This window comes from Paenibacillus apii (genome assembly GCF_011043685.1).
Taxonomy (GTDB): Bacteria; Bacillota; Bacilli; order Paenibacillales; family Paenibacillaceae; genus Paenibacillus_AQ; species Paenibacillus_AQ sabinae.
Genome location: NZ_JAAKGU010000008.1, coordinates 109212 through 122345, shown reverse-complemented (window position 1 = coordinate 122345; position 13134 = coordinate 109212). Strand labels below are relative to the sequence as shown.

Here is a 13134-nt window from a genome sequence, read left to right as displayed (position 1 = left end):
TACCTCCTTCATCTTTAATGAAGGTGTGCAAGTTCCGTCAATTGTTCTACTCCGCGGATCTCTTTCAATCTCCAAGGAATAATCACCGCCTGACCGCCGGCCCTTTTGCTGATTTCCCGAATCCATGGAACCTCCGCCCTGGCCCTGCCTTTCAATACCGGTTCTCTGGTTCCGGAGGCAGCCAAACTCTGGTTAATGGTCCACCATCTTACGGATATTTCGGCGCGCTTCAAGTCTTCCTCCAGCCGGAAGGCCTCATAAAAAGGAGTCGCTTCTGCCAAGGTTACGATAATTACTGCTGTTTCCTTCACATTGCGGAGCCTTGGAAGAAGCATTCGAACCGAATCCGGGACCTCACCTGCAGACCGGGCAACTTCTTTGTGATATTCCTCGCTGGCATCCAGCAAGAGAAGCGTATGGCCGGTAGGTGCGGTATCGATGACTACGATCTGGTCTTTGGAGCGTTCAACAAGTTCGGCAAAAGCCCGGAATACTGCGATTTCTTCCGTACAGGGTGACCGTAAGTCCTCCTCAAGAACAGCAAGGCCTTCTTCATCCAGCAGTTCGGCATTCTGACTGATAACCTCTTGCCGATATTGATCAACTTCAGCCTTAGGATCAATTCTGCTTAGAGTTACCAAACTGTCATTCCTGCCAAATAGAGTCTCGATATGAGCGGCGGGATCCGTTGTGCTGAGATGCACTTTATGACCGCGTTCCGCCAAACCGAGGGCTAGAGCGGAAGCGACGGTTGTTTTACCCACCCCGCCTTTGCCCATCGTGAACAAAATGCGGATGCCGGCTTGCTCAACATCGTCGATCAGGGCAGAGAGAGACGGCAAGCGGGGCGGCGCTTCCTCGGCAGCAATTTCAATAGAAACAGAATCCGTCGGTTTAAACATTTGCCGCATACTGGCGACTCCCAGGATGTTGAACGCAACCAGTGGAATATGGAATATCGACAGATTTGTGAGTGCATCAGGCATCTCGCTTAAAGCGGTCTGCTGCCGCTCATACAGCCCAGATGATATCGGGTCTTCTGATTCCGGTTTTAGAAGCAGACCGTTAACGATCAATATTTGACAGGTGACGCCGATCTCTCGGAGTTCCTCAGCGGCCCTTGCCGCTTCCAGCAGAGGCGTCCGATCCGGGCGTGTTACCAGCACCAAAGTCGTTTCAAGTTGATCCGATAACGTCCGTACAGCCTGCTCGTAGACCTCTTTCTTACGCTCCAGTCCGGCCAGCGGGCCCAGACAGGAAGCTCCGTGAGTACTTTCTTCCAGAAATCCTTTCCATGCGGACGGCAGCTGAAGAAGGCGCAGCGTGTGGCCTGTGGGCGCCGTATCAAACAGGATATGATCAAATTGCGATCTCAATTGTTCATCGGTCAGGAGGGTTGTAAACTCATCGAAAGCAGCAATTTCTACGGTACATGCCCCCGACAACTGTTCTTCCATGGTGGAGATCACTGAATCGGGCAGAACACCCCGGTAGGGAGCGACCACCTTTGCTTTATATTCTTCCACTGCCGTCTCCGGATCTAAATTCGCGGCAAAAAGATTAGGAACACGCTCAATCGCAGCCGGTTGATTGGAGAGTTCCATGCCAAAAACATCCTGCAGATTGGAAGCCGGATCGGTGCTTACGAGCAGAACCCGTTTACCCGAGTCGGCCAGCGCTACTGCCGCTGCACAGGCCGTTGAAGTTTTACCTACCCCTCCTTTGCCTGTAAAGAACAAATATGGAGTACGCAGGATGGCTAATGGATCAAACCGGGTGGACATGTCGATCCTTCCTTCCCTTATTTTGATTTCAATTTCAGCTCTATACGCACCTTAGGTTTCTGTGTGAGCTCGGATGCCGGGATTCCTGTCCATTCTTCCAATTCTTCATTTGAGGGATAGCCTTGTTTTTTAACCACCTGGCCATCTAATAGGATGACTGGCAGCACATCCGGTCCTTCGTCAGTAAGCAATTGCTTTATCATACTATTGGTTACAAAAGCATCCGGCTCACTGGTTAAATTGTATCGGGACACGTTAAATTCTTTCTTCTTCAAATTATGGACCACCGCTGAGATGCGGATTAATTCCGGGTCAACAACAGGGCCGCATACTCCTGTGGAGCAGCACATAGCCGGATCAAAGATCTCTATAGACTTCATAAACCCAATTCTCCCTTCTTTGAAAAAGAAGCCGGGATCTCTCCCGGCCTGATTATTCATTATTCGCCGGTTTCGGCAAATTGTTTAATGCGTGCTCCAACCTGATCACGGACCCGCTGGAACACCGCCCATTTCTCTTCTTCGGTACCCTGCGCTTTGGCCGGGTCGTCAAATCCCCAGTGTTCACGTTTCACCTTCGGGGGCGTAATCGGGCATTTATCAGCGGCATCCCCGCATAGCGTGACGACCAGGTCAGCGTTATTCAGCAGCTCCGGATCTATAATGTCAGAGGTTTGTCCCGAGATATCAATGCCCACTTCGCTCATGGCTTGTACAGCTTTGGGATTTAAACCATGGGCCTCAATACCGGCGCTGTAAATATTCCAGCCATCACTGAGGTATTTCTTCGCCCAGCCTTCCGCCATCTGGCTCCGGCAGGAGTTCCCTGTACACAAAAAGTAAATCGTTTTCTTCTCCATTGATCATCGTCTCCTTTAAATTAAAGAATGGTTAACCAAATATAAAGTCCCAAAAGGGTAATGAATAGTGTTGGAATCGTCAAAACGATCCCTGTTTTAAAGTACGTCCCCCAGGATATCTTCACCCCTTTGGTCGAAAGAACATGCAGCCAAAGTAAGGTAGCCAGCGAACCAATCGGTGTGATCTTCGGCCCTAAATCCGAACCGATGACGTTAGCGTAAACCAAGGCATCTTTAATGATTCCTGTCGTGTGTGTTGCATCGATGGCAAGCGCATCAATCATGACTGTAGGCATATTATTCATTAGCGATGAAATGATCGCTGCAATAAAGCCCATCCCTATCGTCGCAACGAATAGTCCTTGATCGGCAGCGCCTTGAATCACATCACCAAGGACATCCGTGAGACCGGCATTTCGCAGCCCGTATACCACGACATACATCCCGATGGAGAAGAATACGATCGCCCAAGGCGCCCCTTTGACCACTTCCTTTGTCGGTACATAAGGACTCCTTCTTCCCATGAGCAGGAAAAAGATCGCGATGATCCCGGCTACTACGGAAACCGGAATGTTCAGGAATTCACTGACGAAGTATCCGGCCAAAAGAACCGCAAGGACAAGCCAGGATAACTTGAACATCCTCTTGTCTTTGATAGCCTCTTCAGGATGTTTTAACGAAGAACTGTCGAATTCCCTCGGGATACTTTTACGGAAGTAAATGAATAGTACTAGAATACTGGCAACAAGCGAAAACAAAGTAGGGATAATCATATGTCCTGCGTATTCCATGAAGGTGATTCCAAAAAAATCCGCAGAAACGATATTAACCAGATTACTGACGACGAGCGGCAATGAAGTCGTATCTGCAATAAATCCGCTGGCGATGATGAACGGAAATACCTTTTTCTCATCAAAATTCAGTGCACGGACCATAGCAAGTACAATCGGAGTCAAGATAAGAGCTGCACCGTCATTGGCAAAAAACGCGGCTACAACCGCTCCAAGAATGGTGACATAGATGAACATCCGGATTCCATTCCCGCGTGCGGCTCTGGCCATATGTAGGGCAGCCCATTCGAAAAAGCCGATTTTGTCGAGGATTAAGGAAATGAGAATGATCGCAATAAACGCTAATGTAGCGTTCCATACAATCAGGGTAACATCGAGCACATCGTTAAAACTAACTACGCCCGCAAGCAGTGCCAACACGGCCCCGCCGCAGGCTGACCATCCAATCGATAAATTCCGGGGCTGCCAAATGACAAAGATTAACGTAAGTACAAAAATGAAACTCGCTAATAGTACCGAAACCAATCCGCTGACCTCCATTTAATTACATGAAATTCTCAGGCCTTTCTTATTGAGTTCTTCCAGCTCATGATCTTGTGAAGGAACAAAGGCAATCAATTGTTGAACTAACTCATATTGAGGACTGTTTGGATTCATTGAATAAAAAATCCATTGGCCTTTCCGGTTTTCCTTAACAAGACCGGCATCCTTAAGCTTCCTTAAATGTTGGCTGACCGACGGCTGACTCGTTTTGAAAATTTCAACGAGCTCACATACACAGCATTCCTGCTTCTCCAAAAGCTTCATGATTGTCAGCCTTGTCTTGTCTCCCAAAAGCTTCAATGTCTGTGATACTTCGTCTAAATCACCCATTTCAAAGCTCATGTTCCGCCTCCTTTCGCCAATTATTATATAACTATGTGCTTATATAAGCAATGGCTGATATGATATTTCATACATGCTGACTTCAATAGCTCTACATAGCTTCATTTGGATATTTTAAAGCCTCCGTCAGCAAATATGGTTTCGCCGTTTATATAATCTGCCATATCCGATAACAAAAATAAAATGACCTTCGCAATATCCGCTGATGATGCGATTTTACCAGCGGGTATGATCTTTTCCGAAAAGGCCCTTACTTCCGGATTATCAAATGATTTCGCGGTCATTCCAGTGTATGTAAATCCGGGAGCAACTGAGTTCACTCTTATGTTGTATTCCTCTAAATCCAATGCCATTGCCGATGTCAATGCGACGACCCCTCCCTTGGAGGCGGCATAGTCTGCCATATCCGGCCTAAATATTCTTGATCTTATACAACTAATGTTTACGATGGTACCCATGTTGTTTTTTATCATATTTTGGGCAGCATGCTTGGTAAGTATGAATAGCCCAGTTAGATTTGTAGAGATCACTTTATTCCATTCATCAATGTCCAGCTCATAAAATGGTTTTGAACTTGCATAAACGCCTGCACAGTTGGCCAGTCCGTCAATCTTCCCGTACAACGCCTCAATTTCATCTAATGCATTGGTTACTTTAGGTTCATCTCTAATGTCGATCGGATAGTGTCTATAATGTTCATTCGTTATTGAACTCTGATTAACATCTAAGCCGACAACAGAAGCCCCATGTTCCAATAATAACTCTGCACAACTCCTTCCTATTCCTGAAGCGGAGCCAGAGACTAAAATCGTTTTGCTTGTAAAATTCATGTTTACCTCACACCCTCAATATTATTTTTGTTAAGACCTGCCAACTAAAGTATCGTACAATAATAAGCAGAAAAAAATAAGATTTATACTTGCATTTTGCAAATTAATAAGCTATAACTAAATCACGAGGTGAGACAAAATGGAAAATGCGCGAGAGCTATTTCAAATCATGACCAGGCGCTTTGGTCTGCTCAATAAAAATTGCTGCTCGGTTGGCGGCTGCGATATCTCCTTAGCCCAAAGTCACCTGCTGTACGAAATTGATCGCCGACATAAGCCTTCCATGCAGCAAGTTGCGGAGGCGCTGGGAACGGAAATAACGACGTTTAGCCGGCAAGTGCAATCGCTTATCCAAATGAAATTGGTCAAGAAAACGCCCGATCCTAACGATCGGCGGGTGTATACCCTCTCCTTGACCGCGGAAGGCAAAATGATCGCCGGCATCATTGATCAACAAATGAACGACTATCTGGATGAAGTCTTCTCGTACATGACGGAGTTTGAGAAAGAAACCGTATTGCGCTCGGTTAAGCTTTTTAACGAGGCTATGGGGAAATCAAGCAGATGCTGCGCACCTGTAACCGGGTGATTTCTCTTGGTTGATAATTGCAAAATGCAAGTTTAATTTATGGTGAGCCTTGCTGCTAAAGCGGCAATTGCCTTCAAATTTAAATTTCAAAGGAGTGTTAACCCATGACCAACCTTACGAATGACCAAATCCGCCAAAACGTTAGAAGCCGGTATAAACAAATCGCAGTACGAACGAACGAATCGGGTTCTTCATGTTGTTCCCCGGAACATCCCAAAAATTCGGCGAGCTGCTGTGATACCCCTGCTGACTTCAATGCCATTTCCCAAAAGCTCGGTTACTCCTCTGATGAATTGACCGCTGTACCCGAAGGAGCTAATCTTGGTCTGGGATGCGGCAACCCACAAGCTATAGCCGAGCTTCAAGCTGGCGAAACGGTTCTCGATCTGGGCAGCGGCGGCGGATTTGACTGCTTTCTGGCCTCCCGCCAGGTTGGCGAAACCGGCCATGTCATCGGTGTGGATATGACCCCCGAAATGATCAGCCGCGCCCGGGAGAACGCCGCCAAGGGCCATTTTACGAATACCGATTTCCGTTTGGGTGAGATTGAACATTTGCCTGTAGCAGACCAGACGGTCAATGTGATTATTTCCAACTGTGTCATTAACCTGTCCCCCGACAAGCAGCAGGTGTTTCATGAAGCGTACCGCGTTCTCAAGCCAGGCGGCCGTCTAGCGATTTCGGATATTGTGACGACTGCTGAGCTTCCTCCGGAAATCAAGGATGATCTTGATCAATTATACTCCGGCTGTATTTCGGGCGCCTCATCGATAAGCGCGCTGGAATCCATGCTTGAGCAAAGCGGATTTACCGATATTTCCATCAAGCCTAAAGATGAATCCAAAGCATTTATACAAGACTGGATTCCCGGAGCCAACCTTGAACATTACATTGTGTCCGCTGTGATTCAGGCAACCAAATCGATCTAAGGTCAAATCCTGGGGGGAAAAATAATGATATCCACACTTACGGTTCGCCCTGCTGTTTCAGATGATATTGCCCAGATCCTACATATTTATAACCAGGGCATTGAGGAACGAATAGCCACACTCGAAACGGATGCCAAAGATTTGAACTACATGGAATCCTGGTTTCAGGAGCATCAGGGCAGATATGGGGTGCTGGTTGCAGAGAAAGATGGTCAGGTGCTCGGATGGGCCTCCCTCAATCCGTATTCTCACCGCTGCGCTTATAACGGTGTAGCCGACCTCTCCATCTACATTGGCCGTGAATCCCGGGGACAGGGGGTTGGCAGCACACTCCTTCAGGCGTTGGAAGATGAAGCCAAAGACCGGGACTTTTACAAAATCGTGTTGTTTACCTTTCCATTTAACCGGCTGGGTCAAGGCTTGTACCGGAAAATGGGCTATCGTGAAGTGGGGGTTTTTGAAAAGCAGGGAATGATGGACGGTCAACCGATCGATGTAATGATTATGGAGAAGCTGCTCGGATAGACCGTTCATCGACAAAGAATAACTAGAAGCAAAGGAAGCCGCACGGTATAGACGGCTTCCTTTAAACGATTGATTGTTTTTTTTACAATTATTTACGTTCCGTCAACGGCCTGTCTGCCTCTCATCCCTCTCCAAATAATCATCGAGACGATCCAAATCAAAATCAGAAATCCGGCCAGAGCGTAGCCAAGATGTTCTATGCCGAGCCTGTTGATCCACTGGAGATGCTGCGGCCATTTCGCTTCAAGTAGATGAACGAGCTGAACGGCGCCGATAAAAAACGCGGACACGACCGAGACACCCGTAACGATCAGGTTATAGGCTGTCTTTTTCTTGTAGGAAATGAATGCCCAGCGGTAGGCCCTTGTCATAATCGCGCCGTCGATCGTGTCCATCAAGCTCATTCCGGCTGCAAACAGCAGCGGCAGGGACAAAATGCCGATAATCGAGACCGAGTCGTTTGCAGTACTGGCCGATATAGCAAGCAAGCTCACTTCCGTCGCCGTATCAAAGCCAAGCCCAAACAGAAATCCGAGCGGATACATATGCCAGCTTTTGTTGATCATTCGAAGGGCAGGAGCTAACAATCGGGTAAACATCCCCTTGGGTCCATGCATATGACTAAATCCGGAATTCCCGCCTGTTTGGTTCGCTGCCCCCAGGGCTCCGCGCCATAGCTTCATAAGTGTGAACACATTAATCAGACCGACGACGATCAGGAAGAATCCGGATGCCAGCGTCCCGATCAGCCCGCCGATTTCGCGTACTTTTGGATTATCGAGCACAAACGTGTTCATCGAAAGCGCGATCCCCAGCACCATGAGGAAGACGACCGTCGAGTGCCCTAGGGAAAAATACATGCCTACGCCTAAAGGGTTGCGCTTCCGTTCGACCAGTTTCCGGATCGTATTGTCAATGGCCGAAATATGATCGGCGTCAAAAGCGTGACGCAGGCCAAGCGTATAAGCCAAAAGACCAAGCCCCCACAGCTTCGGCTCGCGGGCCGCAGCCGTGAGAAACCCGGCTCCCCCCAACACATGCAGCGCCAATACAACAAGAAAGTAGACATAGCCGTTACTGGCGGAAATTCTCCTCATTCATTTCACCTTCTCCTGGTAGAAGCGCCTCGCGCTTTATTTTTACAGATATTCCTGCGGATTCGGACCGTTGATTCCATATTGCGGCGCCCACCTTTAACAAATTCGGGGCAGTTGGTCGCCTATCAGCATATCGATGATGCGGTGGCCTCCGGCCAGCGTACGCATATACACCTTTCCCGGATGATCCGCGACAACTTCGCCGATCACGGCTGCGTCCCGCCCGTAAGGATTACTGCGCAGCAGCTCCAGCGCCCGGTCCGCCTGTGCACCGTCGACTATCAGAAGGGCTTTGCCCTCATTAGCTATGTACAGCGGGTCTATTCCGAGCATGCCGCACAGACCGTTCACTTCCCCTTTTACGGGAAGCGCATTCTCCTCCAGCCGGATGCCAAAGTCCTGCCCCTCCGTAAATTCATTCAGTGTAGTGGCTACGCCGCCGCGGGTCGGATCCCGCATAAGTCTTACGGCGCCGTCCATTGAAGCCGTTACCAGCTCCAGCATTCCGCTTAGCGGCGCACAGTCGCTGGCAAGTCCAGTATCCACCTGAAGCTGTTCCCGCTCAATCAGAATCGCTGTCCCGTGGTCCCCGATCGTACCGGTGACGATCACTTGGTCCCCCGGCCGGATCAAGGCGGGAGACAGCCGGAGACCTTCCGGAATAAAGCCTACCCCGGAGGTGTTAATGAACAGCTTGTCCGCACAGCCTCTCGGAACGATCTTGGTATCGCCGGTCACGATAAATACGCCGGCTTCCTGCGCGGTCGCCGCCATGGATTCCGCAATCTCCTCCAGTTCCCCCAGAGGAAACCCTTCTTCGATAATCCAGCCGCAGCTAATATACTTCGGAATCGCACCGCATACCGCCAGATCGTTAACGGTCCCGCAGACGGCCAGCTTCCCGATGTTCCCTCCCTTGAAAAAAAGCGGATGAATGACATAGGAATCCGTGGTAAACGCCATTTGTCCCGGGAGAGTTTCCAGCACTGCCGAATCGCTGCCCTCAAGCAGCCAATCGTTCCGGAAATGCTTCTGAAATATCCCTTGGATCAGCTGATGGGTCATCTTTCCCCCGCTGCCATGGGCTAAAGTAATGATTTCGCTCATTTGGTCTCCCTCCCCCTATTGATATCGGTAATATGCCGCGCAAGTCCCCTCGCTCGACACCATGCAGGAACCGACCGGGGTTTCGGGCGTGCAAGCTTTTCCAAACAACTTGCAATCGGATGGGAGGCATTTTCCTTTCAAAATATCGCCGCATCGGCAGCCGCGCGCTTCCTCGTCCCGCTCCTCCACGGAGCCGTTTATTAGGCCCCACGCATCAAAGGATCTGTATTTCTCGCGAAGCCGAAGGCCTGAGCCCGGGATCTGTCCGAGTCCCCGCCATACGGCATCCGAAGGCTCGAATACCTCGTCTATTTTTCCCCGGGCAATTGGATTGCCACCCGGTTGAACAACCATGGAATACAAGTTGGCGACGGTGGCCTTGTTGTCCCGAATTTGCTCCAGCACGTATAGGATCGAGCCCAAAATATCCGCCGGGTCGAACCCGGTGACGGCTCCTGGAATCCCATACGCCTTGGCCAATTCCTCGTAGAGGCCGGAGCCGATCACCGCGCTGACATGGCCGGGATACAGGAACCCGTCAACGGCGACTTCAGGGTCCGAAGACAGCAGGTGCATCGCCGCCGGAATCGTCTTATTGGCAGACAGAATCATGAAATTGTCAAGCCCCTGCTGTGCGGCCTCCAGAACCGCGATGGCCGTGACCGGAACCGTCGTCTCAAACCCAACGGACAGGAAGATGACTGTCTTGTCCGGATGCTGACGGGCGATATTAAGACTATCCAACGGGGAATAGACCATACGAATATCTCTGCCCAGCGCCTTCTCGGTCAGCAAACTGACGCCCTTATACGGAATCCGCATCATGTCGCCGAAAGTGGCCACGATGGTATCCTCTCTCCTGCAGAGCTCCAAAGCCGATTTCAGGAAAAAGCTTGGGGTGACGCAGACCGGACAGCCCGGCCCCGAAATGAGCCTGACGTTCGGCGGCAGCAGTTCCCGAATCCCATTACGGGAGATCGCCATCGTATGGGTGCCGCATACCTCCATAATTGAAACGGTCCTGCCGTCATAGCGCCGGATGGCCTTCACCAGTCCTTCCGCTAACGTTTCATTTTTGAATTGTTCAAGTGTACTAAGCATGGATATTCCCCGCCAGCTGATTAAGCAGCTCCAGCGTCTCCATCGCTTCCTGTTTATCGATGATCGCAATCGCGCAGCCCGCATGAACGAGCAGGTAATCTCCAACGTTCACCGGATCGACCAGGGCAATAGATACTTCCCTCCGGATACCGGTAATATCGATCACGGCCCTGTCGCCGCTTACGCTTGCTACTACTCCGGGTATTGCCAAACACATGCTTCCCGCATCCCTTCCCGTGTAAGATATTTGCCCAGCGCGATCGCCGCCTGGCCCAGTGAGAGCCCCCCATCATTAGCGGGTACCTTGCTGTGGAGCCATACGCGAAACCCGCTGCGTTCCAATTCGTCGACCGTAAAGGCAAGCAGCAAGCGGTTCTGAAACACACCGCCGCTGAGCGCCACCTCATTCAGACCCCGTTCGGATCGAATCCGCCCGCAGATATCCCCTACAATGGCAGCCAATGTCCGGTGAAACGCTCCGGAAATTCCGGAGACGCTCACCCCGTCCCGAATTTCGCGAACCAGTTCCCGGATCAGAGGCGCTGTGCCGATTTCAAGCATGCCTTGCACAGTCTTGACTTCGTACGGATAAATCCGTGAAGTCTCCGGGTCCGCCGCGCTTTCCAAACGGATGGCCGCCTGGCCTTCATACTCGGCATAATGGCATACGCCGGTCAGAGACGACACGGCGTCAAACAGCCTGCCGACGCTGCTCGTGAGCGGCGTGTTGATGCGCTGCAGGATTTGGCGTGTGACGATGTCCCTTTTGTACGGCTCGATGGTATTCAGCCACTCGGCCGGAAGCTCCGCCGCATCGTCATTCAGGACATAGCTTAAAGCCATCCGCCAAGGCTCCTTGACACCCGCATCTCCGCCAGGGAGCGGGACATACCCGAAGCGGGCCATACGCTCAAATCCGCCGTAATCCCCGGCGAAAAACTCACCGCCCCAGATATGCCCGTCTTCGCCCAGTCCCGTGCCGTCGAAGGCGACCCCGATCACCGGACCGGAAACGCCGTTTTCCGCCATGCAGGAAGCGATATGGGCGTGATGATGCTGAACGGGAATCTTGACGATGTTCTTTTGCTCGGAAGCATATTGGGAGGAGCGGTATCCAGGGTGCATATCGAAGGCCACAACCCCGGCCTCGGCTGCGAAAATGCGCTGAAAATGCTGCGCTCCGCCGATCAGGGAATCCAGCGTTTCCAGGTTGTCCAGATCGCCGATATGATGGCTGACAAAGGCTTTGCGGTCCTTCACCAAACAAAAGGTATTCTTTAACTCTCCCCCCAGAGCCAAAATGGAAGGATTGCCGGACTTGTGCAGCTTCTCTTCTGCTGATTGAACGACAGCGGACAAGTCAATAGGAAATGGGACGTATCCCCGTGATCTACGAATGATGTACTCCCGTTCCCAGAACACACTGGTAACCGTATCATCCGTCCGCATATGGATTGGCAATTCCCCAACCAGGTAATAGTCGGCAATTCCTTGAAGAGCGGGTACGGCCTCTTCGTCGCGGTACACAATAGGCTCACCGGAACGGTTGCCGCTCGTCATGACCATCAGCTCCATTCCGTCCTGAAACAACAGATGCTGCAGCGGCGTATACGGCAGCATCACGCCCAGCATGTTGTTGTCAGGGGAAAGGAAATCCGCCGACGGAAGAAGCTTACGCGCCTCTTGCTTCAAGGGAAGCAGGACGATCGGCCGCCGGGGGCTCGTTAGAAGCTCCCGCTCCTTCTCCGTCACGGCGCAGATGCGGAGCACCGTCTCCAGCGAATCCGCCATAACGGCGAATGGTTTGCCGTCCCTGCGCTTTCGCGCCCGCAGCTCCCGTACTGCCGCCTCCTTCGTCGCATCACAAGCAAGGTGATAGCCGCCAAGGCCCTTGACCGCCAGAATGGCGCCCGACTTCAACCGTTCGGCAGCACATGAGATCGGGTCAGCCGTTTCCACTCTTTTGCCGGAAGCGTCCAGCATATATACCTTCGGTCCGCACTTTGGACATGACACCGGCTGGGCATGAAACCGCCGATCGGGCGGATCATGGTATTCCTTCGCACAATCCTCGCATAGCTCGAAATCCCGGATCGTCGTATGCTTCCTGTCGTATGGAACTTGAACCGTAATGGTAAACCGGGGCCCGCAGTTGGTACAGTTGATGTACGGATAGCGGAACCTCCGGTTGCCGGGGTCCTTCAACTCCGCAAGACAATCCTCACAAACGCAAATATCTGGCGGAAGGTTCACCTCGTGAGAGGCCGCGCCAACGCTCTCTTTTATACGGAATTCCGCGTATCCGATTGGGGAGTGCTCTTCCACGGTCAGTTCTTCAATGTAGGAGAGAGGCGGAGCGGACGTTCGCAATGAAACCAAAAAAGCATCGATATCTGGCCTGCAGCCCTCCGCCTTCACTTTGACGCCGCTCGCGTCATTCGTTACCCAACCTTTCAGATCATGCTGATGCGCAAGCCGGTATACAAAGGGGCGAAACCCCACTCCCTGCACAATGCCCTTCACCTGGACAACCACCCGGATGACCTCACTCAACATAGCTGTTCGCCCTCATTCCATTCCTGGTTCATATGAACTTGAGATTTTCTCATTTGGGTATCGGTCGTAACTACGAGGAAC

General features: G+C 51.1%; 14 protein-coding genes. 3 read left to right on the top strand and 11 right to left on the bottom strand.

The features are described from left to right. Window positions 1-14: 14 nt before the first annotated feature. From arsA to G5B47_RS17095, 6 genes are all read right to left on the bottom strand, one after another. Complete coding sequence (gene arsA, locus G5B47_RS17120; RefSeq protein ID WP_165100445.1) at window positions 15-1784, bottom strand: arsenical pump-driving ATPase; 1770 nt, start codon at window positions 1782-1784, stop codon at window positions 15-17. A 17-nt stretch (window positions 1785-1801) separates the two neighbouring features. Then, window positions 1802-2164 carry an arsenite efflux transporter metallochaperone ArsD gene (gene arsD, locus G5B47_RS17115; protein ID WP_165100442.1) on the bottom strand — a complete coding sequence of 121 codons (363 nt, stop codon included), beginning with the start codon at window positions 2162-2164 and terminating at the stop codon, window positions 1802-1804. Between the two features lie 59 nt (window positions 2165-2223). Beyond that, window positions 2224-2643 carry an arsenate reductase (thioredoxin) gene (gene arsC, locus G5B47_RS17110; protein WP_025334915.1) on the bottom strand — a complete coding sequence of 140 codons (420 nt, stop codon included), beginning with the start codon at window positions 2641-2643 and terminating at the stop codon, window positions 2224-2226. A gap of 20 nt (window positions 2644-2663) precedes the next feature. Further along, entirely contained in the window at window positions 2664-3974 is a 1311-nt protein-coding gene (locus tag G5B47_RS17105) for an arsenic transporter (RefSeq protein ID WP_165100440.1), read from the bottom strand. Beyond that, window positions 3975-4319, bottom strand: a complete 345-nt coding sequence (locus G5B47_RS17100; RefSeq protein ID WP_025334913.1) for an ArsR/SmtB family transcription factor — start codon at window positions 4317-4319, stop codon at window positions 3975-3977. It abuts the gene before it with no gap. Window positions 4320-4420: 101 nt separating this feature from the next. Next, window positions 4421-5149 (bottom strand): SDR family NAD(P)-dependent oxidoreductase, encoded by a 729-nt coding sequence (locus G5B47_RS17095; protein WP_084266510.1) that lies wholly within the window; start codon window positions 5147-5149, stop codon window positions 4421-4423. 139 nt (window positions 5150-5288) lie between these two features. Between G5B47_RS17095 and G5B47_RS17090 the strand changes: the two genes are divergently transcribed. From G5B47_RS17090 to G5B47_RS17080, 3 genes are all read left to right on the top strand, one after another. After that, window positions 5289-5738 carry a MarR family winged helix-turn-helix transcriptional regulator gene (locus tag G5B47_RS17090; RefSeq protein WP_025334911.1) on the top strand — a complete coding sequence of 150 codons (450 nt, stop codon included), beginning with the start codon at window positions 5289-5291 and terminating at the stop codon, window positions 5736-5738. 104 nt (window positions 5739-5842) lie between these two features. Further along, the gene (locus tag G5B47_RS17085; RefSeq protein ID WP_025334910.1) at window positions 5843-6667 is read left to right on the top strand and encodes an arsenite methyltransferase; all 825 of its coding nucleotides are present in this window, start codon (window positions 5843-5845) and stop codon (window positions 6665-6667) included. Between the two features lie 27 nt (window positions 6668-6694). Next, the gene (locus tag G5B47_RS17080; RefSeq protein WP_165100764.1) at window positions 6695-7192 is read left to right on the top strand and encodes an arsinothricin resistance N-acetyltransferase ArsN1 family A; all 498 of its coding nucleotides are present in this window, start codon (window positions 6695-6697) and stop codon (window positions 7190-7192) included. Between the two features lie 92 nt (window positions 7193-7284). On the opposite strand, the gene G5B47_RS17075 is transcribed toward G5B47_RS17080, so the two are convergent. From G5B47_RS17075 to hypF, 5 genes are all read right to left on the bottom strand, one after another. After that, a complete protein-coding gene (locus tag G5B47_RS17075) occupies window positions 7285-8289 on the bottom strand; it encodes a HoxN/HupN/NixA family nickel/cobalt transporter (RefSeq protein ID WP_025334908.1) in 1005 nt (334 codons plus the stop codon). 96 nt (window positions 8290-8385) lie between these two features. After that, window positions 8386-9396, bottom strand: coding sequence for a hydrogenase expression/formation protein HypE (gene hypE / locus G5B47_RS17070; RefSeq protein ID WP_165100437.1), 1011 nt, complete (start codon window positions 9394-9396; stop codon window positions 8386-8388). Between the two features lie 15 nt (window positions 9397-9411). After that, complete coding sequence (gene hypD / locus G5B47_RS17065) at window positions 9412-10497, bottom strand: hydrogenase formation protein HypD (protein WP_165100434.1); 1086 nt, start codon at window positions 10495-10497, stop codon at window positions 9412-9414. Continuing rightward, window positions 10490-10708, bottom strand: a complete 219-nt coding sequence (locus G5B47_RS17060; RefSeq protein WP_206107408.1) for a HypC/HybG/HupF family hydrogenase formation chaperone — start codon at window positions 10706-10708, stop codon at window positions 10490-10492. The genes hypD and G5B47_RS17060 overlap by 8 nt, the downstream gene beginning before the upstream one ends. Beyond that, complete coding sequence (hypF, locus tag G5B47_RS17055) at window positions 10690-13053, bottom strand: carbamoyltransferase HypF (protein WP_165100428.1); 2364 nt, start codon at window positions 13051-13053, stop codon at window positions 10690-10692. Before hypF ends, G5B47_RS17060 begins: the two co-directional genes overlap by 19 nt. Between the last annotated feature and the right edge of the window lie 81 nt (window positions 13054-13134).

Bases quoted from the DNA above. Each gene is read 5' to 3' on its own strand.
- G5B47_RS17100 (WP_025334913.1), bottom strand. From the start codon at position 4,319: ATGAGCTTTGAAATGGGTGATTTAGACGAAGTATCACAGACATTGAAG.
- G5B47_RS17095 (WP_084266510.1), bottom strand. From the start codon at position 5,149: ATGAATTTTACAAGCAAAACGATTTTAGTCTCTGGCTCCGCTTCAGGA.
- hypF (WP_165100428.1), bottom strand. From the start codon at position 13,053: ATGTTGAGTGAGGTCATCCGGGTGGTTGTCCAGGTGAAGGGCATTGTG.
- G5B47_RS17075 (WP_025334908.1), bottom strand. From the start codon at position 8,289: ATGAGGAGAATTTCCGCCAGTAACGGCTATGTCTACTTTCTTGTTGTA.
- hypD (WP_165100434.1), bottom strand. From the start codon at position 10,497: ATGCTTAGTACACTTGAACAATTCAAAAATGAAACGTTAGCGGAAGGA.
- G5B47_RS17105 (WP_165100440.1), bottom strand. From the start codon at position 3,974: ATGGAGGTCAGCGGATTGGTTTCGGTACTATTAGCGAGTTTCATTTTT.
- G5B47_RS17085 (WP_025334910.1), top strand. From the start codon at position 5,843: ATGACCAACCTTACGAATGACCAAATCCGCCAAAACGTTAGAAGCCGG.
- arsA (WP_165100445.1), bottom strand. From the start codon at position 1,784: ATGTCCACCCGGTTTGATCCATTAGCCATCCTGCGTACTCCATATTTG.
- arsC (WP_025334915.1), bottom strand. From the start codon at position 2,643: ATGGAGAAGAAAACGATTTACTTTTTGTGTACAGGGAACTCCTGCCGG.
- arsD (WP_165100442.1), bottom strand. From the start codon at position 2,164: ATGAAGTCTATAGAGATCTTTGATCCGGCTATGTGCTGCTCCACAGGA.
- G5B47_RS17090 (WP_025334911.1), top strand. From the start codon at position 5,289: ATGGAAAATGCGCGAGAGCTATTTCAAATCATGACCAGGCGCTTTGGT.
- hypE (WP_165100437.1), bottom strand. From the start codon at position 9,396: ATGAGCGAAATCATTACTTTAGCCCATGGCAGCGGGGGAAAGATGACC.